Here is a 26,440-nt window from a genome sequence, read left to right on the forward strand (position 1 = left end):
TAAAATCTTTATTGGTTATTTAACATAGTAATTCCCCTAAAAATAAAGGGTTATGCGATTATGGACACTCTAGTGAATTTCCCAGCTTATAAAGGGTGGGTGGATTTTGGAATTTATAACGTGTGGAATAAAGACTATCACACGGTTTATAGCCAGCAGTCAGAAATTACCTTTTCACCTGTGTCTAGTATGCGGGCACAAGGGTGTACCTTTGGTTTAAGTTATACTTTTAATTATTAATTGATTTTAGCTAAAAGCTGGTGCTGAGTGTTTAAATTTCACTTATTACCAGCTTTTTAGTTTCCCCAAACCTCAGCAACTACTAAGATTCACAAGCCAAATAATTTACAGCAACGTCAACAGCACGAGGGGCACATGTTGGCTATTAATTTGAAATGTAAGAATGATTAAGAGAGGGGATTTTGATCGAGTGGCAGTTATTGATATGAAAATGTCTGAAAATGATATGTTTAGATAGATATGATCATTTCCATAAGCGCTATATTTTCAATGGATCAGTTGAGCCTAGAAAATATAGTAATGCGTGTTTCGCATTTTGTCTTATGGGTCTTTCAAGCTGTCTTTTTTATAAAAGACAGCTTTTTTTATGCTGATTTGACTCTTAAATTACTTATGAAGAATATCGCTGTTTGGCTTGTTCATAAGCCTCAAGATTAATGCATTGAGCACCCAAGCTTGTGATTTGTGCTTGGCCAATTTGAAGTTCATCCCACTTTTGCATTTGTTCGAGCAGCCAATAAAAGTCTTCTACTTTTGGTAGCGCACTTTCTTTTACTAAATGTCGAACAATTTCCTGAATCTTAAAATATTTATCGACATGCACTTCTTCTGAGCAATGAAAACGAACAATTTCAAACTCAACCAATAACTTTAAAATTGGAGCAAAGTCTTGGAACTCACTCAATTCTTGTTGGGCTTTCATAATTGCCGCGGTGAGCGAGACTAGTGTTTTTGGATGTTGCTCTGCCCATTCCTGTGTTACGGCTAAAACCTTGTCAGCCACAGGCGGAATAATGTTTTGGCTTGAGCAGATCATTTTACTTAAACCAAGAAGCTCGCCTTGGGTATTCCAAGGTTCACCCACACAAAAACCATCAATCACATGTTTATCGAGTGCTTCGACCATATAAGGTGGCGGTAATGTTTTGAGCTGAATAGACTGCGCGATTTTTGGATTTGCTAAAGCCAACCATTCTCTTAAACAATAATGGTGAATAGAATGCTTAAACACATGCGCTAACGAAATAGAGTGACCTTGTTCAATATAGCTCGCTACTTTCTGTGCCGTTATTTGAGCTGTATCATTTTCTTTAATTGCAAGTTGATGAGTAAGTTTTTGACTTAAGCTAATGAAAGCACGGTTTTCACTTAAAACCAGTGATGTTTGTAGTGGCGTGCCAATTTGATCTGTGCCCACAGCCGCCGCAGGTAACATTGCAGATAAGCAGTGCGCTGCATCTAATAACCCAAAAGCCAAACGGTCTCGAAGACTTGCCCATGATGCTTCTTTAACTAAAGTGACGTCTAAACCAACTTCTTCAAAGAAACCTCTTTGTTTTGCCCAAAGTAATGCAAGACAATCAAGCAAAGGAATATAGCCGAGTTGTAATTGAGTCTTTTCTAATGTGCTCATTTATTCATCCTTTAGTTGGTTGCCAAGTAATTTTTGAGCGTCAAGTAAACGCCGTGCCATTTCTCCAATCGTAATCCGGTGACTCATCGCATTTTTTCTAAGAAGCTGAAATGCAGTTTCTTCAGGTAGTCCATGCAATTGCATTAGTAGAACTTTAGCTTTTTCAACATCCTTACGGTCAGCCAGTTTGGTTTGAGCTTCTTTTAAATCTCCTTCGAGCTTTTTATGTTTTTTATATTGCTCGATCGAGATTTCTAAAATGGTATGTAAGCGGGCAGGGTCTATGCCATCGACGATATAAGCAGTTACTCCTGCATCGATGGCTTGTTTGATGGTGTCTTTATCTGAATTTTTAGTGAACAGGACAGTCGGTAGATCATAGCTACTGACACAGCTTTCAATAATGTCGCGGTGAGGATGATCCATATCGAGCAAGATTACATCGGCTTGTAAATCTTCAAGACGAAAGATATTCAAGTGATCCAAAGTAAGGCAAGCGACCACTTCAAAGTCATTTTCAAGCAGACTGTTTTTTATATAGTCCGCTCGCGCATGATCATCATCAATAAGGGCTATTTTGAGTTTTGGCATAAGTTCAGAAAATCAGGCTAAGAAAATGCGCCAATTCGACGCGTTTTTTGTTATTGGGTTTTAAGCAAGATTAGTGCCATCCAAAACTACTCAAAAATTAGGATTTAGTGGCAATTTTGGATGCCAAAGAGTTGGTGTGTTCGATCTTGGTGCAAAAATACGTTTCATTTTGTGGCAAAGCTTATTTTTGTTTAAACCATATGAGTGTGCAGTGATAGAGCAAGCAAAATAAGGTTTGATTCTTTATTTACTTCTTGAAAATTTCTATCTATATGAAATTAAATATAAAAATATTATTGGATTAAATTTTTTAAAATATTGGCATGTAAAGTGCTTACTTAATTACAGGTCGAAGACGACCATGAGTTTTAAAGACGGCCAACGATGTCCGTTCTGATCGAGTTTGTGAGTGCAACCGCACATACAAAGAAGTTACGTTCAGTCGGAGTGAAGGTCATGTCTTTATTTTTATTGCATAAAAAAGTTACATCTGAATTATTTAAATTTTCAGTTCCAGCGATGCGAGCCTTCTCTAAGAGGGGGCTCGCTTTTTTTATTTCTTTTTTTGATTTTGCTGCGAATTGGGTGTCATCAACGAGTGGAAAAAATTGGTTTCAAGCAGCTATACGCCTTGTGGGCTTGATTTGTTTCTCGATAGAGCACAAAGCAAAAGAACAATGTCTATTTGAGAACGGAATAACGCAGCTTAAAAGCAACGTGATTTGAGGAGAAGCACTATGAAATTGGTAATGATTGGTCATGGTATGGTGGGCCACAAATTCATCGAAGCCATTTTAGAAAAAGCAGATGATGAATTAGAAATCACGATTCTCGCGGAAGAACCTCGTATCGCCTATGACCGCGTGCATTTGACAGAATATTTCTCTGGGAAATCGGCAAAAGATTTATCTTTAGCACGTTTTGACTTTGCCGATGCTCATGGTATTGACTTACGTCTTAATACAAAAGCAACTGCAATTGATACAGCTGAGCAAACAGTCACAACCAACCATGGTGATGTGATTAGCTATGACAAATTAGTGTTGGCAACAGGTTCTTATGCCTTTGTTCCACCAATTCCGGGTAATGACCGTGAAAACTGTTTTGTTTACCGTACGATTGAAGACTTAGACGCGATTCGTGCTGCGAGTCTTAATGCAAAAACAGGCGTAGTGATTGGTGGTGGTTTACTTGGACTTGAAGCTGCAAAAGCCTTACGTGATTTAGATTTAGAAACACATGTTGTTGAGTTTGCACCACGTTTAATGGCAGTTCAAATTGATGATTTAGGTGGTAAAGTTTTACGCCGTAAAATTGAAGATCTTGGTGTAAAAGTTCATATACAAAAAGCGACGCAATCTATTGAATGCGGTGACAGCACAACTCATGTAATGAAATTTGCAGATGGTAGCGAGCTTGAAGCAGATGTGATTTTATTCTCTGCGGGAATTCGTCCACGTGATGAGCTTGCACGTAATAGTGGACTCGCGATTGGTGAGCGTGGCGGTATTGTGATTAATGATTACTGCCAAACTTCAGATCAAAACATTTATGCCATTGGTGAATGTGCGCTTTGGCAAAATAAAATTTATGGCTTGGTTGCACCGGGCTATGACATGGCACGTATTGCAGCAAAACATATTTCCGATGAGGAATGTAACTGCTTTGCTGGCGCAGACATGAGCACCAAGTTGAAACTCATGGGTGTGGATGTAGCCTCTGTTGGTGATGCACATGCCATGACTCCGGGTGCATTAAGCTATTTCTATGCAGATGAGCATGCGCTGGTTTATAAAAAGATTGTTGTAAATGCGGATAAAACCAAATTGCTGGGCGCAGTTTTGGTGGGCGATGCAAAAGAGTACAACGACCTTTTACAAATGATGTTAAATGGTCTGGCTTTGCCTGAAGTGCCTGAAAGTTTAATCATGCCAGGCTTTGAGCAGTCGGCAGGAAAATCTGGTGGTAGCGGAGTCGATTTACTACCTGACAGTGCAACAATCTGTTCGTGTAATAACGTATCAAAAGCGGACATCTGCCAAGCGATTAGTGATGGTTCGACCTCTTTAGGTGCATTAAAGAAATGCACCAAAGCAGCAACCGCATGTGGTGGTTGTGCACCACTAGTGACGCAAGTGTTGAAGTCAGAGTTACAACGTCAAGGTGTGACTGTAAATAACCACATTTGCGAACACTTCCCGTACTCGCGTCAAGAGTTGTATCACTTGGTTCGTGTTAATGAAATTAAGACATTCGATGATTTGATTCATCAACATGGCCATGGTTTAGGGTGCGATATCTGTAAACCTGCTGCCGCAAATATTTTGGCATCTTGCTGGAATGATTTCGTACTTAAGCCAAGTCATGCAGGCCTACAAGACAGTAATGACTACTACCTGGGGAATATCCAAAAAGATGGTTCTTACTCAGTTGTACCACGTATGGCTGGTGGTGAAGTGACTCCAGATGGTTTGATTGCCATTGGCCAAATCGCGAAGAAATATAACCTGTACACCAAAATTACTGGCGGTCAACGCGTTGACATGTTTGGTGCCCAAGTTCACGAGCTTCCATTCATTTGGGAAGAGTTAAATGCTGCTGGTTTCGAGTCTGGTCATGCCTATGGTAAGTCGTTACGTACAGTGAAATCTTGTGTAGGTAGTACTTGGTGTCGTTACGGGGTAGACAACTCAGTTGGTTTGGCGATTGAACTGGAAAACCGCTACAAAGGTTTGCGTTCACCACATAAATTGAAAATGGCTGTGTCTGGTTGTACTCGTGAGTGTGCGGAAGCGCAAGGTAAAGACGTTGGTATTATCGCGACCGAAAAAGGTTGGAACCTTTATGTATGTGGTAACGGTGGTATGAAACCACGTCATGCAGAGTTACTTGCATCTGACCTTGATAAAGCAACGCTCATCCGTTACATCGACCGTTTCTATATGTTCTACATCCAAACAGCAGATCGTTTACAACGTACGAGTGTATGGCGCGACAACATGGAAGGTGGCTTAGATTACCTTAAATCTGTAGTTGTTGATGATTCTCTTGGTTTGGCTGCCGAGCTTGAACGTCGTATGGAGCACATTATTGGTACATATCAAGACGAATGGCGTACAGCTGTCGAGAACCCTGAAGTTCGTAAGCGCTTCCAAACGTATATCAACGCAGGAGCGAATGAACAGGCCGATCCACACATTCAATTTACAACTGAACGTGGTCAAATCCGCCCATTGACTGAAGCTGAACGTTCTGAAGACCGCATTCCAATGGTTGAAGCATAAAGGAGAGTTTCTATGAATATTGTACAAGACAAAAATATGCTTCCTGATGATCAGTGGATTGACGTTTGCGCACTCGATGATTTAACCCCAAATACTGGCGCGGGTGCGCTAGTCGGTGGACAAACGGTAGCAATCTTCCGTGTAGGACATGAAAAACGTGTTTACGTGCTGAGCAATAAAGATCCGTTTAGCCAAGCGAATGTGATGAGCCGTGGGATTATCGGAGATTTACAAGGCGAGCGTGTCATTGCATCTCCAATCTATAAACAACATTTTAGTCTGGCTACGGGCCGTTGTTTAGAGGATAAAGACCAAAAATTGGCGGTTTACCCGAGCAAAATTGTTGATGGCCGTGTTTGGGTTAATGCAATACCGCAAAAAACTTATATTACCAATACAGGTGTATCACAAGACAAACTTAAACTGGTATTGATTGGTAATGGTTTAGCAGGAATGCGTTGCCTAGAAGATTTACTTGATATGGCCCCAGACCGTTATGAAGTCACGGTGATTGGTGAAGAACCTTGGGGTAACTATAACCGCATTATGCTGTCTCCGGTTTTATCGGGTGAAAAAACCATTGAAGATATTATGTTGCATTCACCAAAGTGGTATGACGATAAAGGCATTAAATTTATTGCAGGCGATAAAGCCGTAAAAATTGATCGTCCTCGTAAAGTGGTTTACACCGAAAAAAGCCAGACCGTTGATTATGACCGTTTAATCTTGGCGACAGGTTCGGCTCCGTTTATTCCACCAGTTCAAGGTGTCAACTTAAAAGGCGTCTTAACTTTCCGTGATATTTATGACGTTAACACCATGATTGAGTACTGCGGTTCAAAAACTAATGCAGTCGTGATTGGTGGTGGTTTACTCGGTTTAGAAGCAGCCTACGGTTTAAAACAACGCGGTATGAATGTCACAGTCTTGCATTTGATGGACCGCATTATGGAGCGTCAACTTGATGGGCGTGCAAGTCAGTTACTTCGTCATAGCATTGATCAAAAAGGTATTAACATTATTACCGAAGCCAATACCGAAGCGTTAATTGGTGATGAAAATGGTCATGTGAAACAAATCCGTTTGAAAGATGGCACAGTGTTAGATGCTGACCTTGTGGTATTTGCTGTAGGTATCCGTCCGAATATTGTTTTAGCCCAAAGTGCTGGTCTACGTTGTAACCGTGGTGTATTGGTGAATGACACCATGCAAACATTTGATCCAAGTATTTATGCCGTGGGTGAGTGTATCGAACACCGTGGTCAAACTTTTGGTTTGGTTGAACCACTGTGGGGGCAAGCTTTTATTTGCGCGACCCATTTGGCTGAACACGGCAGCTTAACTTTTAAAGCACCGACCGTACCGACTCAGTTAAAGGTCAGCGGTGTCGATGTGTTCTCTGCGGGCAATTTTGAGCCGAAAGATGACTATGAAGACATTATCCTAAACGATGAAAAACGCCAGATTTATAAGCGTATTATCATTCAAAGCGATCGGGTAATCGGTGCAGTACTGTTCGGTGATACTGAAGATGGTATGTGGTATGCAGAGTTAATTGCAGATCAAACACCTGTTTCTTCATTCAGAAACAAGCTGCTATTTGGTCGAGATTTTGCATTAAAAAATGCAGGCTAAATAGGGAAAGGAGCAGTTATGAACAGTATTCCAAGCGTTGAAATCGATAGCTCCGACCATGTTGCAAAAACAATCAAAACAACATGTCCATATTGTGGTGTAGGTTGCGGTGTTAGCGTAAATGTCCAGCAAAAACCTCAAGGACCTGTGGTGCAAGTTGAGGGGGATGCTGAGCATCCTTCCAACTTTGGACGCTTATGTATCAAAGGTAGCCGTCTTGCGGATACTTTAGGGTTAGAAACACGTGTTTTACAACCAATGATGGGGCGCAAAGCTGATCGGGTGGTAACGACATGGGATGCGGCAATCAATAAAATCGCTGATAAATTCCAATCTTGTATCGATCAATATGGTCGTGACAGCATTGCATTTTATGTTTCAGGTCAGCTTTTGACTGAAGACTATTATGTGGTGAATAAGTTTGTAAAAGGCTATTTGGGTACTGCAAATATCGACACCAATTCACGACTTTGTATGTCATCTGCGGTTGCGGGCCATAAACGTAGTTTCGGTGAAGATATTGTCCCTGCAAGTTATGAAGATTTTGAACATGCAGACATGGTGGTATTGGTTGGTTCTAATACTGCATGGTGCCATCCTGTGCTTTATCAACGGATCATGCAGGCTAAAAGCCAAAATCCCGATATGTTTGTGGTGGTGATTGACCCACGTTTTACCAGTACTTGTGAGCAAGCGGATTTACATTTACCGATATTACCAGGCCAAGATGTCGCTTTATTTAATGGCTTATTTCAATATTTATATCAAAATAGTTATGCTGATCAGGCGTTTGTAGAGGCTTATACCGAAGGTTTGCAAGAGGTTTTGGCAAGCAGTCAGCCAGAAGCCGATGAGGAATATGTAGCAAAGCGTACGGGAATTGCACTTGAAAAATTACAGCAGTTTTTTGAAAAATTTGCACAGACTGAAAAAGTAATCACCCTATTTTCAATGGGGGTGAATCAATCAAGTCAGGGCGTAAATAAAGCCAACAGTATTATTAACTGCCACTTACTGACCGGCAAAATTGGAAAGCTTGGTGCAGCACCATTTTCGATGACAGGTCAGCCAAATGCGATGGGTGGTCGAGAAGTTGGTGGCTTAGCCAATATGCTGGCAGCGCATATGGACTTAGATAATCCACTACATCAAAAAGTAGTGCAAACCTTTTGGGACAGCCCATTTATTGCAACTCAAGCTGGCTTAAAAGCAGTTGATTTGTTCCGTGCTGTTGAAGCTGGCAAAATTAAAGCGATCTGGATTATGGCAACGAATCCAGTCGTGAGTTTACCAGATGCCGATCAGGTAAAACGTGCATTAGAGAAATGTGAGTTAGTTGTCGTGTCAGATATCTGCGCAGATACGGATACTACGGCTTACGCCGATATTTTGCTTCCAGCTTTAGGTTGGGGTGAAAAAGATGGAACAGTTACTAACTCTGAACGTCGTATTTCACGCCAGCGTGCATTCTTACCTGCGCCGGGTGAAGCAAAAGCAGATTGGTGGTCAGTGAGCCAAGTTGCGAAAAAATTAGGCTTTAAAGGTTTTGACTTTACGAGTGCTGTTGATATTTTCAATGAGCATGCAGCTTTATCTGCACAAGACAATGCAGACATAAATGCTCGTGCAGAAAGTAATAATTTCCGTTATTTCAATCTGAAAGGGTTAATGAACCTAAGTAATGCTGAGTACGATGCTCTACAACCAGTGCAATGGCCAGTGTGGAATAAAAACCAAGACGTTAAAGCCGTTCAACAACTGTTTGGCAACGGACAGTTTAGCCATAAAAATGCCAAGGCAAAACTGATTCCAACCGTTGCAATTGATCCAGTTCATGCGGTTTCAGAAGACTATCCACTCATTTTAAATACAGGCCGTATTCGTGATCAATGGCACACCATGACGCGTACTGGTTTGTCACCAAATTTAACCAGTCATCGTGCTGAACCATTCTGTGAGATTCATCCGAGTGATGCTTTGAAGTTTGGTGTACGCGATCAAGGCTTGGTAGAAGTTCGTTCGAAATGGGGCAGTTGTGTACTACGTGTGACATTTTCATCTGGTGTGCGTCGTGGGCAAATTTTTGCACCAATTCACTGGACTGAACAGGTCGCATCCGATGCCCGTATTGGTAAAGTTGTTAATCCAGAAGTTGATGCAATTTCAGGTGAACCTGAGTTCAAACATACACCTGTCACTATTCAACCGTTCTATACCACTTGGCAGGGAGTGCTTTATGTACGTGAAGGATACGATTCGTATATTCAAGAATCGCTACATCACTGTGCATGGTGGAGCAAGGTCAAAATGTTGAAAACCAACCGTTACGAACTTGCGGACCGTCAAACTTTTCATGACACTCAAAAGAACTTAAAAAGCTTCTTGCCGTTTGCAGATGAAACTTTTGAATGGCTGAGTATTGAAGATATTTCATCACAATTAAGTCATAGCGTTGTTTTGAAAGATGGCATCGTAATTGCAAGTCTGTATATTGCACCGCCAGATTTATTGCCAGATCGTGATTGGGTGGCAAGTTTGTTTAAACGCGAGCGTTTAAGTGCGTTACACCGAAAAGCATTACTGGCTGGCATGCCAATGTCTGCTACAAATAATGACGGACCTTTAGTCTGTAGTTGTTTTAAAGTAGGTAAGAACAAAATTATAGAAGCAATCAAAACTCAAAATATTACTCATGAAAAACAAGTGACGGCTTGTTTAAAAGCAGGTGGTAACTGTGGTTCATGTTTACCTGAAATCCGTGGCTTGATTAAAGCTTGCCAACAGGAGGTGGAAGTGTGAATAAGGGGTATCCCGTAACTGATCTGGTCATTCTGGCAGGCGGACAAGCCCGCCGTATGAATGGTTTAAATAAGTTGTTACAGCAATTTGATGGTGAAACTCAACTCATTAAAATTCATCAGAAATTAAGATCATCCGTATCTGAAATTTGGGTGAATAGTCATCGTGATTATTCAATTTATCAAAGTATTGTGCCTGATATTCAATGTTATCAAGACGATGCAGCAGGTTTCTTCGGTCCACTGATGGGAATGAAAAGTGCATGGTCAAATGTAAGCGCAGACTATGTTTTGTTTATTCCTTGTGATGTGACCTATATACCTACGCAAGTCGTTGCCAAATTACATGGCGCACTTCGGAAAAATAAACAGGCTCAGGCAGCCTATGTTTCAATTAATGGAGATGCCTTATATCCATTTTGCTTATTAAAACGTGAAAGCCTCATCACCATAACAGAGCAAATTGAAAAGCAACGATTAAGTTTGAAAGAGTGCTTTAAGCTTTTACGTGCTCAAGTCGCTATATTTCAAAAACAGAACCTTTTTTTTCATAGTATTAATTCATTGGATGAGCTTCAGCAATACAAACAAATCAAAGCATTTAAAGAAATTTTTACAGCAAATTAACTTCGGATATTAGCGGTTTAAAATTTACATTGGTCGAGTGAACCACATTTTTAATCTTTGTGCGGTTGACTATTTATTGTTTAAGTTCTATTTTGGAACTTGATGTTTTTATTCTAGCCAGATGTATAAAAATAAACGGAGCCAGAAAATGATGGATGTAGTGCAGCAAAATAAAACAGATGTGACCGCATGTATTTTATGTTCAAGAAACTGCGGTTTAAGTGTCGAAATCAAAGATAATCAGTTTCTCAAAATTAAAGGTGATCCCGAACATCCATTTTCTCAAGGCTACATTTGCCAAAAAGCTGCTAGATTACAACACTATCAGCAACACGCAGACCGTTTGACTGCACCTTTAAAACGCCAACCAGATGGCTCATTTCAAGAAGTGAGCTGGGATGTTGCCATACAGGAAATTGCTGATCGATTAGTACACATTAGAGATAATTTTGGCGGGACTGCTTTTGCTTCTGTTGGGGGCGGTGGGCAAGGCAATCATCTCGGTGCAGCGTATGGCCGACAGCTCTTACTGGCCATGAAAAGTTATTATGCTTATAACTCACTTGCTCAAGAAAAAACGGGTGATTTTTGGCTCAATGGACGTTTGTTCGGTAGTCAGGCATGCCATACCACAGAAGATGTTGAATATGCCGATTACGTTCTTTTTATTGGAACAAATCCTTTTCAGGCCCATGGCATTCCTAACGCACGAGACACGCTAAAACATATTAAGAAAGATCCGAACCGAACTATGGTGGTGCTTGACCCACGTGTTACCGAAACAGCTAAACAAGCAGATATTCATGTGCAATTAAAACCTGGAACAGATGCTTTTTTAATGTCGGCGATGATTGCAATCATTATTAAAGAAAACCTTTATGATGCAGTATTCATTGAGCAGCACACGCAAGGTTTTGAAGACGTAAAAACAGCATTTAGTCGTGTGCCGATTGAAGACTATATTGCTAAAGCTGATGTTCCAGTCGATTTGATTTACCAAGTGGTTCGAGATTTTGCCAAAGCTAAAAGAGGCTGTGTGCGGATTGATTTAGGTATTCAACATACTTTAAATACGACATTAAATGGATATTTAGAAAAACTACTGTACTTAGTGACTGGAAACTTTGGAAAGCAGGGTACCAATAATTTACATACCATGTTTATTCCAATCTTAAGTGATACAGATGAAAGAAAGCCGAAATATCGACGGAGTGTTTATCATAAAATGTTCCCGATTTCTGGGTTCTTCCCACCTAATATTTTACCCGATGAAATCTTAAACGCAGGGGAAAAGCGAATTCGCGCAGTTTTTGTGGATAGCTGTAACCCGTTATTAACTTATCCTGATACACCTGCCTACGAAAAAGCATTTAAAGCATTAGATTTGTTGGTTGTGGTTGATGTTGCTATGACGGAAACCGCAAGACTTGCAGACTATATTTTGCCAGCGCATACCCAGTTTGAAAAATGGGAATTTACTGGTTTTAATTTGGAGTTTCCTAAAAATGGTTTTCACCTACGTCATCCTGTATTGACCGCTCAAGCGAATACTTTGCCAGAGGCAGAAATTTATACACGATTACTTGAAGCTATGCAGGTGATTCCAAAACGCTTTCCAATTTTAGAAAAAATAGCTTCAGTCGACTCGAAAAAAACAGCCTATTTACCGTACTTGTCTGCATTGGGACTTACTTTTGCACGAAATAAAAAATACCTTCCTTTTGCAGCCTCAATTCTCTATCGCACTTTAGGTAAACACTTAGAAAAATCAGCTGGTTCAGTTGCTTTTTTATTGCCGCTATCGATTCAATATGCTGTCTTACACACCAAAGCGGTACGCCGTGCAGGTTACAAAGGTAATCCATTAACCTTAGGCGTTCGGTTATTTGAACAAATTTTAAAGCAACGTTCAGGTGTCGTGTTATCGCAACATGAATATGACGAAATCTGGAAACTGGTTGCCTATAAAGATAAGAAAATACGACTTGCTATTCCAGAGATGTTAACTGAGCTGGCAAATTTAAAAAATCATCAGGTTAATGCTGAAGAGTTTCCATTCATACTTTTATCAGGTGAGCGACGTAGCTATAACGCCAATCAAATTTACCGTGATCCAGCTTGGCGAAAAGTAGATGCTGAAGGGGCTTTACGAATTCATCCTCAAGATGCCGAAGCTTTAAGTGTAGGTGTGGGTGATCGACTCAATTGTATTTCACAACATGGAGAAATTCAGGTTACTGTAGATTTTGATGAGGGAATGCGAAAAGGTGTAGTTTCACTTCCACATGGTTATGGCATGCGTTTTCAAGGTGGTGAACCCATTGGACCACAATTAAATCGACTGATTTCCGCTGAACATTGTGATCCATTATCTAAAACGCCGTACCATAAATATGTACCCATCCGCTTAGAAAAGTGCTAGAAATAATGTAAGGCAAATAAGAGATTAATGCTGCACCAACTTTATACAGTTTTAAAATTACAGTGAAGGGGTGCAGCCACAGGTCTATCAAAAAACCGAAGAAGTTATGGATGATAAATAGAATTGGAACAAATTTTGCATAAAAATCAAAGCACTACTAAGGCGCAATTTTACAAGTTTAATTGCTCTTAATGAGTGCTTGCAATATTTGAACTGTTCTCGATATGAGTGCAAATAATGAAACAATATCACTCTGAAACTGCGCCAATGCTTTTGCAAGACCAATATGGGCGTATCAAGCGAAAGTTACGAATTTCGGTAACTGATCGCTGTAATTTTAAGTGTGTATATTGCATGCCTGAACATCCTGAATGGTTAAATAAACAAGACTTGCTTAGTTTTGAGGCACTCTTTCAGTTTTGTCGTTTTATGGTGCAACAAGGCATTGAAAGCATCCGTATTACAGGCGGCGAACCATTAATGCGTCAAGGCATTGTTCATTTCGTTCGTGATTTACAAGCTTTAAAAGCATTAGGTCTAAAACGCATTTCAATGACTACCAATGGACATTATCTTGCTAAATACGCTAAGCAGTTAAAAGATGCTGGTTTAGATGATTTAAATATTAGTTTAGATAGTCTTGATTCAATTCAATTTAAAGAACTCACCAAGAAAAAATTAGAACCAGTTCTTGAAGGTATTCAAGCTACAAAAGATGCAGGACTACCTTTTAAAATAAACTGCGTGTTAATGAAAGACAAAAATGACGATCAAATCTTACCCATGGTGAGGTGGTCAATCGCCAATCATATTCCGCTACGTTTTATTGAGTTTATGCCGCTTGATGGTGATGCACTCTGGTCAAATAAAGATGTGGTGAGTGAAGCTGAAATTTTACAGGCGTTGCAACCGCATTATTCGGTACAAGTCATCGAGCAACAACATGAGCCAGCGCGTCAATATCTGCTTAACAATAACTACGCTCTAGGCATCATTTCCACCATTACTCACTCATTTTGCCACCAATGTGACCGTATACGACTAACGGCGCAAGGTGAGTTATATAACTGTCTTTTTGCTCAGCAGGGTTTAAATATTAAGCCGCAGCTTCAAGCACTATTACGCGCACAGAACTCGACTGATCATGTGCTACATAGTCAGCAGTTAAAAGATCAAGTTATGCCGTATATCTGGAATAAAGCCAAAGGCTTTCATGCCTTACAACATCAACAAACCCGTAAAATCAGTATGCATATGCTTGGGGGATAAATGCAGCAATCTATCCAAATTAAAATCGAATCATTTGGTGCAATTGAAAAATTGCTTCCACAAAATCTTTCGTTAGTTTTCCCCACCGATATTTTAGTTAAAGATGTCTTAAATGAAATTGTTTCGTTGCATCCAGAATGTACACAGGCCATGGAAAAATGTGCATGCGCTATTGGCGATAATGTCATAACGAGGCAATCTGCCTTAAGTCAGCCATGTACTTTGGTTTTATTATCACCAGTTGCAGGAGGATGAGCCATGCGAGATTTTGCACGTATACAAGAGCAGGCTTTAAGCCTAGATACCTTTGATCCTATTGAATCATTTCCTGAATGCGGTGGAATTGATATTTTTATGGGTACGGTTCGTAATCATCATCAAGGCAAAGCTGTTAAAGCACTGAAATATACCTCGTATAAACCGCTTTCTGAAAAAATGATACGTGAAATTGAACTGGAAATTGAGAAAAAGTATCAGGTATCTTATGTGCGAGTGGTTCATCGGATCGGGTATCTAGATGTGGGTGAAACAGCAATCATTGCAATTGCTTATGCAGCCCATCGCCGTGAAGCTTTTCAAGCATGCGAAGAAGCGGTCGAACGGGTAAAGCATGAAGTACCTGTGTTTAAAGAAGAGTTCTTTACAGATGGTACAAGTCACTATGTAGAAGGCTGCTGTATTCGTAAGGATGCGCCGCACGAACACAAACATCACCATCATGCCGGCCATGAACACTCACACTGAAATAAGCAAGACTAGGATAAATAATGAAAAATGTAGGAATGAAGCCGGAAAGTTATCGAGTTGCCGAAGCACAAGCCATTTTATATGCACCACCGCACTGTATTGAGTTATTAAGACAAGGAAATACTGAAAAAGGGGATGCATTAAAAACTGCACGTGTTGCAGGAATTTTGGCAGCAAAACGAACTGATGAGCTGATTCCTTTGTGCCATCCACTGCCGATTTATCGTGCAGATGTTGAATATGAATTAGAACATGATTTTGTAAAGATTATTACCGTGGTCGAAACCATCGGTCCGACTGGCGTAGAAATGGAAGCCTTAACGGCTGCAAGTCTTGCAGGGTTAACCATTTACGACATGTTAAAGCCACATTGTGAACCAGAAGAGCTCTGGATGGATCAATGTAAATTGCTTAAGAAAAAAGGTGGAAAATCACACTTTAAGCGCGTTCTTCGTCAGCCTGTTTCGGCTGCTGTTATTGTCTTATCCGATACCGTCGCAGCGGGCAGAAAGCCCGATACTGCCGGAAAATCTGTGGTTGAAACTTTAACCGAGGCAGGATTTGATCCGATTCACTACCAGATTTTGCCAGATGAGGCAGATACTTTAAAAAACTTAGTGCTTGAGCTGAGCAAATCATATGCTTGCATTATGACCGTCGGCGGTACTGGAATTGGTAAGCGTGACATTACGGTTGATACGCTAGAGCCACTTCTTGAGCGTAAGCTAGATGGCTTAATGGAAGCTGCGCGTTCATTTGGACAAAAACGCACGCCATATGCTGCAATGTCGCGTGGAGTAGCAGGTTTTATTGATCGGTCTTTAGTGGTGACTTTACCGGGAAGCCGTGGTGGAGCAAGTGAATCAATGGCTGCTATTTTACCTGCCTTAGTCCATATTTTTGATGTTTGCCGTGATTTACCACATCCGGGAGGCTATGAATAATGTCAGGTTGTGGTACAGAACGTGGGTTGATTAGCGTAGATGAAGCAATTGAGCTGATTAGTAACCGACCTAAAAAATTAGACTCAATCCAGCAAGTTCTTCAAAATAGCCTAAGTAGATATCTTGCTAAAGAAATTTATTCAGAAATTAATTTGCCAAGCTTCTCTCAAAGTGCCGTAGATGGTTACGCACTTTGTAGCCATGCAGAAGATTTAAACACTCAAAAGTTTCAGGTTACTGGCGAGATTCGTGCTGGAAGCGAAAGTCATGACATTCTGAGTGAAGGACAGGCAATTCGTATATTTACTGGTGGCAAAATTCCTGAAGGCACAACGCATGTTGCGAGACAGGAAATAGTAGAGGTCGTTCCAGCGCAAGAAATTTTGTTAACTGAACATATTCGCCCTCAAGCCGATATCCGTTTTACTGGAGAAGAAATCCAGCAAGGGCAGTTGCTTGCTCAAGTAGGACAGTTCTTAAATATTGGAAGCTTGGCTGCCTTAAGTATGGCGGGTGTACAAACGGTTGACGTTTACCGTGCGCCGAAAGTCGCTGTTTTAGTCACGGGTGATGAAGTTGCCGAAAAAGCTGAAGATCTTGCAGAAGGTAAAATCTTTGATGCAAATGGTCCATTATTAAAAGCTTGGTTTGAAGATTATGGCTTAGAGGTTGAACTCATTCATGTGGCAGATGAAGCGGTGCAAGTCACGCATTACTTTAATCAGTTAAAAAATAGTCATGATGTCATTATAACCACAGGCGGAGTGTCCGTAGGTGATTATGACTTTGTTCGCCCATGCGCTTTTGAGGCTGGCTTTGAACAGATCTTTTGGAAAGTAAAACAAAAGCCGGGTAAGCCACTCTTTTTTGCTGAATATTCTCACACGGAAAAAGATCACCATTGTTATTTGCTGGGGTTACCGGGTAATCCAGCTGCGGTCTATGTATCAATGCAAGTTTATGGTAAAGCATTGCTCGACACTTTGCAGGGAAATCAAGCAGGGCCGGAGTGGTTTAGTGCAATTTTAGATCATGATTTAAAAGAAGATGCGCGTGAACGTTTTCTAAGAATGCATGCTTATTTTGACAATGGACAACTTAAAGTTAAAAGTCTGACAAAACAGCAATCACACATGCTCAGTAATTTAATGCAGGCCAATTGTCTGGTGCGAATTCCAGCAAGTGTGAAACTAGAAGCAGGTCATATTTTGAAGGGTGTATTCATCTCAAATTAATGATGAGTAATAATAGATATAACTCACTATACAATTGGGTGAGTTATATTTGTTAAGCGAATTTATATAATAGCTTTCTATTTTTTATAATAAAAATTCTTTTATAAAGTTGATAAGAAGTTATTTTTATAATGAATCTTGCATAACTCGTGGTAAGTAGTTTAGGGTATAAACAATAAGGCCGTTAGGCTAGGAAATATCGAGGAACGCATAAAGATGAAATGGGATGACATCGGTGATCAACCTTGTTCGGTTGCTCGTATGCTATCAGTGATTGGCGATCGATGGACGATGCTAATATTACGTAATGCTTTTATGGGAATACGCCGTTTTGATGATTTTCAAAAATCATTAGGTGTAACTCGTCATGTCCTTTCAGATCGTTTAAAGCGTTTGGTTGAATATGAAATTTTAGCCAAAGCTCCTTATTTTGATCGTCAAGAACGCTTTGAATATCGACTCACTGATAAGGGTTTTGAACTTTATCCAATTATTTTATCGATGGCGAATTGGGCAGATAAATGGATGGATCAAGGTTTAGGCAAACCTTTAGAGTATCGTCATAAAACTTGTGGCCATAAGTTCGAACCAGTTATGGTGTGTTCAGTCTGCCATGAACCTTTACATGCAAAACAAGTGCAAGTTTCAGCTGGGCCAGGCTATTTTGCATATATAGAACAAAAACAGAAACAAGCTTAATTTACCTATCTATAAATTATGAAGACTCTTGTTGAATCGCATCAGCTAGAGTCTTATAAATGTGTTCATGATTTGACTGTGTTACATTAAAACGTATGAATTGACCAGCATTAGGAGCTTGGCTAAACGCATTTCCTGGTGCAAGAATAACTTGATGGTTAATACAGTATTTTGCAATTTTTGAAGCTTCAACACCCTCTGGCAAATGACACCAAACAAAAATTCCCGCTTGAGGCTTAATCCATGGCTTTATGCCCAAAAGTTCTAGTTTGGTAATGGTATCGTGCATCGCTTTTGCTAAACGAACTTTTAATAATTCTATATGTTTACGGTAAGATCCATCTGTTAAAGCACTTAATAAAACTTCAGCAGACACGCCATTGTGAGAAAAGCTTGTGGCAATTTTTAGGTCAGTGAGCTGATCAATCCATTCTGGTTTTGCAATGATATAACCACAGCGAATAGATGCTGATAACGTTTTAGAAAAACTTCCAATAAAAATTACACGTGACAGATTATCCAAAGCCGCAAGCCGAGGAGCAGCGTTATATTCAAAATCTGAAAAAATATCATCTTCAACGACAATCAAATTGGATTGTTCAATAAGTTTTAATAATTGATGTGCTGTAGAAAGAGACAGCGTCGCACCAGTTGGATTGTGAATTCCTGAGTTGGTGATATAAAGACGTGGATTGTAAGTCTCAATTGCTTCTTTAAATACCTCTAAGTCAGGGCCTGTTGGTGTATAGGGAATACCAATAACTTTGACTTGATGGACTTTAAGTAATGCATGAAAGTTGAAATAACAAGGATCATCAATCAAAACGACATCATCGGGCTTTAGTAAAAATCGGCAAACCAAATCAATCGCTTGAGTTCCCGAATCAGTTAAAAGTACCTGATTAAGATTCGCCTCTATACCTTTTGCTTGAGCACGTCTTGCCAGTAAGTCACGTAAAGCTGGTAATCCCAATGGTGTTGAATAACCCATTAAACAATCATCTGGGCTTTTCGCGGCGGTCCTTAAAGCTTTACGAATACTGTCTAATGGCATCCAGTCATCGGGTAGCCAACCGCAACCAGGCTTAAAAACATCTGCTTTCGCTTCCAGAGATTGACGTGAAATCCATAATGGATCAACTGAACGATCTAATTTAGGGCCTAATTCACTTAAAGCTAAAGGTGCGAGCGGACCAACAATATAAAAACCAGATCCAGTTCTTGATTCGATTTTGCCTAAAGCAATTAATCTTTCATACGCCTCTACAACAGTGGATACTGAAAATCCCAGATCATTTGCTAATTTACGAACAGAAGGCAAGCGTGCTCCCGGCAATAAAGATCGATTTTTTATTTGTTGCTCAATTTCTGAAATGACAATTTCAATTTTTGTTTTGCTCTGATTCACGCGCTTAAAATCCCAACTGTATTGGTTGTTAATACATAACAGTTCTTTTAAATTGTACTGCTTTGTATCTGGTTTAATCACCCTAGCACAGCTTAAATTCTTCGTATAGTGACGGAGAAAATTATGAATAGGTTTATGAATGGCTGGGTGAATGGTTTTATTGGCGTGGCTATTTTTGCGGGGTCACTACCAGCGACACGTGTAGCGGTAATGGGGTTTGAACCGGGCTTTCTAACCGCAGCACGAGCTGCGATAGCAGGTATTTTGGGGCTTATTCTTATATTGGTTTTAAAACAAAAGAAACCAGCCAAACAAGATTGGTGGCCTCTTGCTATTGTTGCTTTAGGAGTGGTGATTGGTTTTCCGTTGTTTACAGCACTTGCTTTGCAATACATGAATGCAGCGCATTCAATTGTCTTTGTTAGTCTTTTGCCGCTTGCAACAGCAATATTTGCTGTACTCAGAGGCGGAGAAAAGCCGAATCATTTTTTCTGGATATTTGCAGTATTGGGGAGTGCGGTTGTTTTTGCCTATATGTTCTTCTTTTCTGGTGATACATCACTTGGAATAGGGGACTTTTATATGTTGATGGCAATTATTTTTTGTGGCTTTGGCTATGCAGAAGGCGGTGTACTTTCAAGAAAAATAGGCGGGTGGCAAGTCATTTGTTGGGCACTGATTTTGTCTTTACCTTTTATGTTGTTGCTTACTATTTTCTATATGCCAGCTTCATTTCAGAGTGTGTCTACATCAGCTCTAGTCGGTCTTATTTATGTGTCTTTGTTTAGTATGTTAATAGGCTTTTTCTTTTGGTACAAAGGCCTTGCACAAGGCGGTATTGCTGCCATAAGTCAACTACAACTTTTACAGCCTTTAATGGGGCTAGGTATTGCAGCGGCTTTATTGCATGAACATGTGAGCTGGTCAATGTTAGTGGTCACAGCAGCAACTATTTTATGTGTCGCTGCTGCCAAAAAGTTTACTTAACTTTATAAACAATTTGCTGGTTTAGGAACACCCGCCAAACGGCTTAAATGGCGGGCAACTAAACCAGTATTAAATTGTTGCTGTAAAACAGCATTATTAATCTCTGGACTTACCGTTTTCATTAAAAACTTAATGAGAGGACGAGTTGCAGGAGAGTGCCCAAACTGTTGATAAAATTGACGTACAGCAGTTAAAACTTCGAAATGCCACTCGGTGAGTTCAATATCAAGTGACTTGGCAAGCTCTTGTGCAACTTCAGGATTCCAGATTGTATAATCAACCAAATGACCATCTTGGTCTAATTCTAAATTCATGAAACCAGCCTAAATATATTATTTAAAAGAAATACAACGATTAAATGTTAAAACAAGATCTGCAAATTGATCATAGTCCAATACATTTATCTGAGTTAAAGTATCCGTATCGATTAAATCTTTTTCGATGCTTAAGCATGAAACACTTTCAAACTGTTGAATCATTTCAGCTGAAAGTCGTACAACAGAATCACCCATAAAAATAATCTGGTCCCCTTTCTGATAAAGGTTCCCTAATTCATCAATAACATTCGGTGTATTGTGATAAGTAGATTGCACGAGATAAAGTGTTGATGGATTCATTAAAATTACACCTTCATCTACCAATATAAGACATGGTCAAAAGACTGAATGAACTCATTATTTAAATGAATGAATTCGAGCTCTTGTTCTGTTTGCTGAACAAAAGGATTTTGCTGATTTTTACTTTCGATCAGAATTGGGCTTAAGTCATAAAATTCAAAGCTTTCGACCATATTTGATGCGACTTTGAAAGCATGATGAAGTTGGCTAAAGCCTAAGTCATTTTGTAAAAGGCTAAGCGCAGCATCTTTCAATAATACTTTGACTGGTGAGCCAAAGGTTGCTAAAACCATAGTAGCGGAAAGGCTTTCATTGATTTGCAGACTGGTTAAGTTGGCTTGGCTTAAAATGACGAGTACAGATTTCACACAATATACCTTTTAAAAGCAACAATCTAAGCAAACAAAGTAACTTAAAATTGAATAAGACGAGATGCTGACTGTACCGCATCAGCAAGTTCACCTAACCCGACCAGTTGAAAGTCTTTGGCAAGGTTGTGATGAGTAAGGTGATGGCGACTGGCATTTTCTGCATCGGTAATACCACGAGCGAGGGCAGCACTCACACATACAGGAAGTCGAATCGCAAGCTTTTGCCATTCATGCGTTAAATTACGCTGGTCGTCAGGAACCCATTGAAAATCATTAGCAACCTGCACGCCATCTTGGTAAAAGAATACACGAAAGTCTTCATTTTTACTTTTGAGTGCCTGAGCAAGTCCTAAAGCATGCCAAGCATGAATGGAAGTAGGAGCAGAGGTAATTAGTAGTAATGTACTCATTGAGAATTCACTATGGTCATACGTCTAAATGGGCGTAGATGCATTAAGAGAAAGGTAAGTATACAATGATTTTAGTGACAGGTGGTTTAGGCTTTATCGGTTCACACATTGCGTTGAGTCTCATGGCTCAGGGGCAAGAAGTGGTAATTGTCGATAATTTGGCTAATTCAACCTTGCAAACGCTGGAACGCCTAGAGTTTATTTCAGGCATGTACGTTCCATTTGTTAAACTTGATGTACGTAATACACCCGCATTGAATAAGGTCTTCGAGCAATATTCAATTGATGCAGTTATTCACACTGCTGGGTTTAAATCAATTGAAGAATCTAATCTTAAACCTCTTGAATATTATAATGATAATGTAAGTTGCATCATGAGTTTACTACGTGCCATGCAACGCACAGGTGTTCGTCACTTTATTCATTTGTCTAGCCTTGCAGCATATGGAAAATCTGGTCTGCAATTAAGCGAAACAGACGAATTCAATTATGCTTATCCTAATCCCTATATTAAGTCTCAACAGATGATTGAAGAAATTATCCGTGATACTTATAAAATTGATCATGAGTGGAAAATTGCGATCTTGCGCTTATCTAATATCGTAGGTGCATTTGAACATGGGGTGCTCGGAGAGTATGTTGCTCAGCTCCCTAAAAATATTGTACCGCTTGCCATGCAAGTTGCAGCAATGCAACGTGATTTGATTGAATTACAAGATCAAGCTGAAACATCAGATCATACGACTGAACGCAGTTTTCTACACGTTTTAGATGTGTGTGAAGCTGTAACTGCCAGCTTACATTGGCTACGTGATCAAACACATTGTTGTGAAGCATTTAATATTGCCCATGACCAAGTTCACTCTGTGCGTCAATTACTAGATGAAATTTCACAGGTAACTCAATCTGAAATTCCGACTCAACCTGCGATTTACAAACATGTTGAATTAAGTCAGGTTGCGGCAGACATAACGAAAGCAAAAACATTATTGAATTGGACACCTAAACGTCCGTTAAAACAAATGATTGAAGATGAATGGCGTTTTTATCAAAATACATTAAATGGAAGATAAGATAATGATTCTTATTTACAATAATGGAATGCTTGAGTACGATACTAAAAATTAACTAGCCAGAGCAAATAATTGCTTCAGCCCGTAAGTTCTTTAACCAGACAACTGAGGTTTCTATGCAAACACGAATTGAACATGACACTATGGGTGAGATTGAAGTTCCAAATGAAGCATTGTGGGGGGCACAGACTCAACGCAGCTTACAGAACTTTAAAATCGGGCAAGAACGATTACCCCGTGCCATGATTCGAGCAATGGGGCTGGTGAAAAAGGCTGCTGCAATAACTAATGCTGAACTTGAACAGTTACCGCAAGATTTGAGCCAATATATTGTGGTTGCGGCTGAAGAAGTCATTGATGGTAAATGGGATTCACAGTTTCCTTTAGTGGTCTGGCAGACGGGTTCAGGTACGCAAAGTAACATGAACTGCAATGAAGTGATTGCCAATATTGCCAACCAAAAATTAGGCCAAGTGTTGGGTGCGCAAAAACCTGTACATCCAAATGATCATGTCAACCGTGCTCAATCAACGAACGATTCATTTCCAACCGCTATTCACGTAGCAGCAAGTTTGCAAATTAATGAATTGCTTATTCCTGCAGTAGAACAGCTTAAAGCGACTTTGCAAAAAAAATCAGATGAGTTTCAGTCTATTGTTAAAATTGGTCGTACCCATTTACAAGATGCAACTCCATTAACACTAGGTCAAGAATTTAGTGGCTATGTGTCTCAGCTTGAGCATGGATTAGTTCGTTTGCAACAGGCATTGACAGGTTTATATGAATTACCATTGGGTGGTACTGCGGTAGGTACAGGGTTAAATGCACATCCTGACTATGCAGTGAAAGCAGCTGCTCAACTTGCTTTGCTTACAGGTTTACCATTTGTGACTGCTCCAAACAAATTTGAAGCGCTTGCAGGGCGTGACGCTGCTGTTTTTGCTTCTGGTGCATTAAAAACGCTTGCAGTTAGTTTAAATAAAATTGCGAATGATATTCGTTGGTTGGCCAGTGGTCCACGTTGTGGTTTCGGTGAAATCCGTATCCCAGAAAATGAACCTGGCTCAAGCATTATGCCAGGTAAAGTAAACCCAACACAAAGTGAAGCAATGACCATGGTTGTTGCGCAAGTGCTTGGAAATGATACGACCATTAATGTGGCTGGTGCTTCAGGTAACTTTGAATTAAACGTATTTATGCCTGTGATTGCTTATAACTTATTGCAGTCTATTCAATTGCTGGGTGATGCTTGTAATAGTTTTAATGATCACTGTGCGGTAGGAATTGAACCTAATCAGGATAAAATTGATCACTTCTTACATAACTCTCTTATGTTAGTCACTGCTTTAAACCCAGTGATTGGTTATGAAAATTCTGCAAAAGTTGCCAAGACTGCCTATAAGGAAAATAAAACTTTGAAGCAGGTTGCTGTTGAGCTTGGTTTAGTTACAGCAGAGCAATTTGATGAAGTGGTTAAACCTGAAAAAATGGTTTCACCAAATAGTAAATAATCTCTCCTAATGGGCTTTTTTATTCTTAAATACTTCTGTAATATCCGCGAGTTGCTAAGTACAACAAAAGTCCTGAATGATCAGCGCAAAAAATCATAAGGGGAAGGCCTGCTTGAAAAAGTAGGCTTTTTTTATACCTTGAAATATAAATGTCATATCTAGACTTTATTTTTGCTACGTTATTTTATTTTAAGTTCAAATAAATGAAAAAGATTAAATCAATAACTGTTTTAGCAGTAATAGCTTGTACCTTGTCGGGTTGTTTACAAATGTTTCCACCTACTGTAGCTGAGGTGAATCCTGGGGTTTATCAACTTCATGCTCAAAGTAATGCATTTGGTTCAAGAGAAGCCTTGAGGGCAAAGTTAATCAGTAAAGCAGAAGAAATATGTAAAGATAAGGGTTTTGATGAGTTGGATAGTAATAACAAAATCGTAAATCATCATACTGTTTATAATTCAGGAATGCTTATTCCAGTGAATACCAAAGCAGCCGTTCTGAAAGTTAAGTGTAAAGATTAATTAAAATAGTAGTGAACTCCATTCGAGAGTTAATTTTGTTAGATATATAGCAGTACAAGAAACCCGACTAACTATCGACTAATGGCGGGGTTTTTTATTATTAAGTATTTCTGTAATATCTGTATATAAGGTTAGCGCTGACTGATTGGTGTTAGAAATCAAAAGAAGGGGTGGATCTTTTCAAACCAGCATAAATTTATATGTTTTTGGTTTTAAATATTTGAATTATTTTATTTTTAATTCGATCTATATTGATGGAGTTTAGGTGTTATCAAATTGGAAAATGACTGTATGTATCTTTCCAATTCTAGTTTTAAGCAACTTTTTAGTTAGGCTTATTTTTGGGTGAAAAGAGGAAGCAGCCTTTTTTATTAATTAAGAAAAAACATAATTTTTTAGATGGAATTTAAATATTGATGTACACAATTAGATATGTTCATCGGAACAACACTTACTATATCGCTTCGAATATCGAAGGAAATTTTATTATTCTTGAATCAAAGGATTCAGAATTTCGTATGGGTCATCAAATTACTTATGACGGTGAGAAGGTATTTAACCTTACTTTGAATGATGAAACTGATGCAGTCATTAAATTAGAGAGTAATGAAAAAACAGCATACGAATACTTACTCTCAGTTAAATAAATTAGTTTTTATGATGAATTATTTCTTTAAGAACTAGGTACGCTTAAAAGAAATTTCATACGATAAAAAGTTAAAAAGTTAAAAAGTTAAAAAGTTTTATTTTTATTGAAAAAGCTATGGTATGGTTATTTAAGCTTTAATTTTGGGCAGTTAAAAAAAATGAACTGTTTATTGAATAAAATCACTACCACCACCACGACCTCTAAAGAAGGCTGTGTGTGATTTTTATTAAAGTGTCTTAATAAGATAACTAAACCCAGCCAATAATGGCTGGGTTAATTTTTCTCTGTTCATTATTGGTTTTTACAGAGAGAAATGATGGAAAAACTCAATAGCAATTCAAAATCGGCTTTACTGGTTATTGATATGCAAAATGGCCTATTTAACGGCCAGTCTAAGCCACATAATGCTCAACTCGTACTTTCAAATATTCTTAGACTTATTGAATATTGCCGTTTAAATGATAGACCAATTATCTTTATTCGGCATGTTGGTGAGAAAGGCACACCATTAGATCCAAATGGCCCGAACACTCAACTAATCGCAGAGTTAGCTCTTAATCTAGATAAAGATATAGTCATTGAAAAAATGTACCCGAGTGGCTTTAAAAATACTGTTTTAAAAGAAGTGTTAGAGAAGCTTGGTGTTGATGAAATCATCATTACTGGCATGAAAACTGAGTATTGCATTGATACTACTGTTAGGGCTGCTGCTGAGTATGGATATAAATTGATATTAATTTCAGATGCACATACAACAACTGATTCAGTAACTTTAAATGCTCAGCAAGCAATTGATCATCATAACCAAATTTTAAGTAATGCTTTTGCTAAGTTAAAAACGACAGAAGAGTTCATTTCTCAAATTTAATTTAGAAATGAACCGACAACTTTATTCAAAAAGTCTTATTAGCTGTATCAACTAAAGTACAAAAAACCTTTTGAAGACTAGTGGTTGCTCGGTTTTTAGCGGTAGCAAGAATTGAACTTG

25 protein-coding genes and 2 pseudogenes are annotated in these 26,440 nt (G+C 39.2%); 20 read left to right on the forward strand and 7 right to left on the reverse strand.

The annotated features are described in order from the left end of the window. Positions 1-39: 39 nt before the first annotated feature. Positions 40-240: pseudogene (locus tag I7H67_RS10160) on the forward strand (hypothetical protein); the annotation flags it as partial. 270 nt (positions 241-510) lie between these two features. After that, positions 511-606 (forward strand): annotated as a pseudogene (locus I7H67_RS10165) (hypothetical protein); the annotation flags it as partial. Between the two features lie 25 nt (positions 607-631). On the opposite strand, the gene I7H67_RS10170 reads toward I7H67_RS10165, so the two are convergent. Continuing rightward, positions 632-1,654, reverse strand: coding sequence for an ABC transporter substrate-binding protein (locus I7H67_RS10170; RefSeq protein ID WP_198307767.1), 1,023 nt, complete (start codon positions 1,652-1,654; stop codon positions 632-634). Continuing rightward, positions 1,655-2,245: an ANTAR domain-containing response regulator gene (locus I7H67_RS10175; protein ID WP_005306352.1), complete on the reverse strand. Its 591-nt coding sequence runs from the start codon at positions 2,243-2,245 to the stop codon at positions 1,655-1,657. 384 nt (positions 2,246-2,629) lie between these two features. On the opposite strand from I7H67_RS10175, the gene I7H67_RS10180 reads away from it, so the two are divergent. The 12 genes from I7H67_RS10180 (at position 2,630) to I7H67_RS10235 (ending at position 17,905) form a co-directional block, all read left to right on the forward strand. After that, positions 2,630-2,971 (forward strand): hypothetical protein, encoded by a 342-nt coding sequence (locus tag I7H67_RS10180; protein WP_198307768.1) that lies wholly within the window; start codon positions 2,630-2,632, stop codon positions 2,969-2,971. Positions 2,972-2,982: 11 nt separating this feature from the next. Next, complete coding sequence (nirB, locus tag I7H67_RS10185; RefSeq protein ID WP_198307769.1) at positions 2,983-5,529, forward strand: nitrite reductase large subunit NirB; 2,547 nt, start codon at positions 2,983-2,985, stop codon at positions 5,527-5,529. 12 nt (positions 5,530-5,541) lie between these two features. Beyond that, complete coding sequence (nirD, locus tag I7H67_RS10190; RefSeq protein WP_198307770.1) at positions 5,542-7,164, forward strand: nitrite reductase small subunit NirD; 1,623 nt, start codon at positions 5,542-5,544, stop codon at positions 7,162-7,164. 18 nt (positions 7,165-7,182) lie between these two features. After that, positions 7,183-9,963, forward strand: a complete 2,781-nt coding sequence (locus tag I7H67_RS10195; protein ID WP_198307771.1) for a nitrate reductase — start codon at positions 7,183-7,185, stop codon at positions 9,961-9,963. Further along, positions 9,960-10,589, forward strand: a complete 630-nt coding sequence (locus tag I7H67_RS10200; protein WP_198307772.1) for a molybdenum cofactor guanylyltransferase — start codon at positions 9,960-9,962, stop codon at positions 10,587-10,589. Before I7H67_RS10195 ends, I7H67_RS10200 begins: the two co-directional genes overlap by 4 nt. Positions 10,590-10,737: 148 nt before the next feature. Further along, positions 10,738-13,011 carry a molybdopterin-dependent oxidoreductase gene (locus I7H67_RS10205; RefSeq protein ID WP_198307773.1) on the forward strand — a complete coding sequence of 758 codons (2,274 nt, stop codon included), beginning with the start codon at positions 10,738-10,740 and terminating at the stop codon, positions 13,009-13,011. 228 nt (positions 13,012-13,239) lie between these two features. Further along, positions 13,240-14,280 carry a GTP 3',8-cyclase MoaA gene (gene moaA, locus I7H67_RS10210; RefSeq protein ID WP_151767424.1) on the forward strand — a complete coding sequence of 347 codons (1,041 nt, stop codon included), beginning with the start codon at positions 13,240-13,242 and terminating at the stop codon, positions 14,278-14,280. Then, positions 14,281-14,535 (forward strand): MoaD/ThiS family protein, encoded by a 255-nt coding sequence (locus I7H67_RS10215; protein ID WP_017480948.1) that lies wholly within the window; start codon positions 14,281-14,283, stop codon positions 14,533-14,535. Between the two features lie 3 nt (positions 14,536-14,538). Next, positions 14,539-15,024, forward strand: coding sequence for a molybdenum cofactor biosynthesis protein MoaE (locus I7H67_RS10220; protein WP_198307774.1), 486 nt, complete (start codon positions 14,539-14,541; stop codon positions 15,022-15,024). 23 nt (positions 15,025-15,047) lie between these two features. Continuing rightward, on the forward strand, positions 15,048-15,971 hold the full coding sequence (moaCB, locus tag I7H67_RS10225) for a bifunctional molybdenum cofactor biosynthesis protein MoaC/MoaB (protein WP_000799986.1): 924 nt from the start codon (positions 15,048-15,050) through the stop codon (positions 15,969-15,971). After that, a complete protein-coding gene (locus tag I7H67_RS10230) occupies positions 15,971-17,206 on the forward strand; it encodes a molybdopterin molybdotransferase MoeA (RefSeq protein WP_198307775.1) in 1,236 nt (411 codons plus the stop codon). The genes moaCB and I7H67_RS10230 overlap by 1 nt, the downstream gene beginning before the upstream one ends. Positions 17,207-17,422: 216 nt before the next feature. Beyond that, positions 17,423-17,905: a winged helix-turn-helix transcriptional regulator gene (locus I7H67_RS10235; RefSeq protein WP_004791810.1), complete on the forward strand. Its 483-nt coding sequence runs from the start codon at positions 17,423-17,425 to the stop codon at positions 17,903-17,905. Positions 17,906-17,921: 16 nt separating this feature from the next. Here I7H67_RS10235 and I7H67_RS10240 read toward each other — a convergent pair whose 3' ends face one another. Next, entirely contained in the window at positions 17,922-19,313 is a 1,392-nt protein-coding gene (locus I7H67_RS10240) for a PLP-dependent aminotransferase family protein (RefSeq protein WP_198307776.1), read from the reverse strand. Between the two features lie 123 nt (positions 19,314-19,436). Here I7H67_RS10240 and I7H67_RS10245 point away from each other — a divergent pair, with 123 nt between their 5' ends. Further along, positions 19,437-20,300 carry a DMT family transporter gene (locus I7H67_RS10245; protein WP_198307777.1) on the forward strand — a complete coding sequence of 288 codons (864 nt, stop codon included), beginning with the start codon at positions 19,437-19,439 and terminating at the stop codon, positions 20,298-20,300. Between the two features lie 2 nt (positions 20,301-20,302). On the opposite strand, the gene I7H67_RS10250 is transcribed toward I7H67_RS10245, so the two are convergent. The 4 genes from I7H67_RS10250 to tusD are packed head-to-tail and all read right to left on the reverse strand — an operon-like array spanning position 20,303 to position 21,698. Continuing rightward, the gene (locus I7H67_RS10250) at positions 20,303-20,614 is read right to left on the reverse strand and encodes a TusE/DsrC/DsvC family sulfur relay protein (RefSeq protein WP_009390289.1); all 312 of its coding nucleotides are present in this window, start codon (positions 20,612-20,614) and stop codon (positions 20,303-20,305) included. A gap of 18 nt (positions 20,615-20,632) precedes the next feature. Continuing rightward, entirely contained in the window at positions 20,633-20,917 is a 285-nt protein-coding gene (locus tag I7H67_RS10255; RefSeq protein WP_198307778.1) for a DsrH/TusB family sulfur metabolism protein, read from the reverse strand. 17 nt (positions 20,918-20,934) lie between these two features. After that, on the reverse strand, positions 20,935-21,285 hold the full coding sequence (locus I7H67_RS10260; protein ID WP_192453986.1) for a hypothetical protein: 351 nt from the start codon (positions 21,283-21,285) through the stop codon (positions 20,935-20,937). Positions 21,286-21,329: 44 nt separating this feature from the next. Then, entirely contained in the window at positions 21,330-21,698 is a 369-nt protein-coding gene (tusD, locus tag I7H67_RS10265) for a sulfurtransferase complex subunit TusD (protein ID WP_004791822.1), read from the reverse strand. Positions 21,699-21,763: 65 nt separating this feature from the next. Here tusD and galE point away from each other — a divergent pair, with 65 nt between their 5' ends. The 5 genes from galE (at position 21,764) to I7H67_RS10290 (ending at position 26,320) form a co-directional block, all read left to right on the forward strand. Beyond that, positions 21,764-22,771, forward strand: a complete 1,008-nt coding sequence (galE, locus tag I7H67_RS10270) for a UDP-glucose 4-epimerase GalE (RefSeq protein WP_151821505.1) — start codon at positions 21,764-21,766, stop codon at positions 22,769-22,771. 116 nt (positions 22,772-22,887) lie between these two features. Then, positions 22,888-24,282 carry a class II fumarate hydratase gene (gene fumC / locus I7H67_RS10275; protein ID WP_013197478.1) on the forward strand — a complete coding sequence of 465 codons (1,395 nt, stop codon included), beginning with the start codon at positions 22,888-22,890 and terminating at the stop codon, positions 24,280-24,282. Positions 24,283-24,485: 203 nt separating this feature from the next. Then, a complete protein-coding gene (locus I7H67_RS10280) occupies positions 24,486-24,803 on the forward strand; it encodes a hypothetical protein (protein ID WP_151989174.1) in 318 nt (105 codons plus the stop codon). 416 nt (positions 24,804-25,219) lie between these two features. Next, positions 25,220-25,450 carry a hypothetical protein gene (locus tag I7H67_RS10285; RefSeq protein ID WP_198307779.1) on the forward strand — a complete coding sequence of 77 codons (231 nt, stop codon included), beginning with the start codon at positions 25,220-25,222 and terminating at the stop codon, positions 25,448-25,450. A gap of 318 nt (positions 25,451-25,768) precedes the next feature. Next, entirely contained in the window at positions 25,769-26,320 is a 552-nt protein-coding gene (locus I7H67_RS10290; protein WP_198307809.1) for a cysteine hydrolase family protein, read from the forward strand. Positions 26,321-26,440 lie beyond the last annotated feature (120 nt).

This window comes from Acinetobacter sp. ACIN00229, assembly GCF_016106645.1.
GTDB classification, from domain to species: Bacteria; Pseudomonadota; Gammaproteobacteria; order Pseudomonadales; family Moraxellaceae; genus Acinetobacter; species Acinetobacter oleivorans.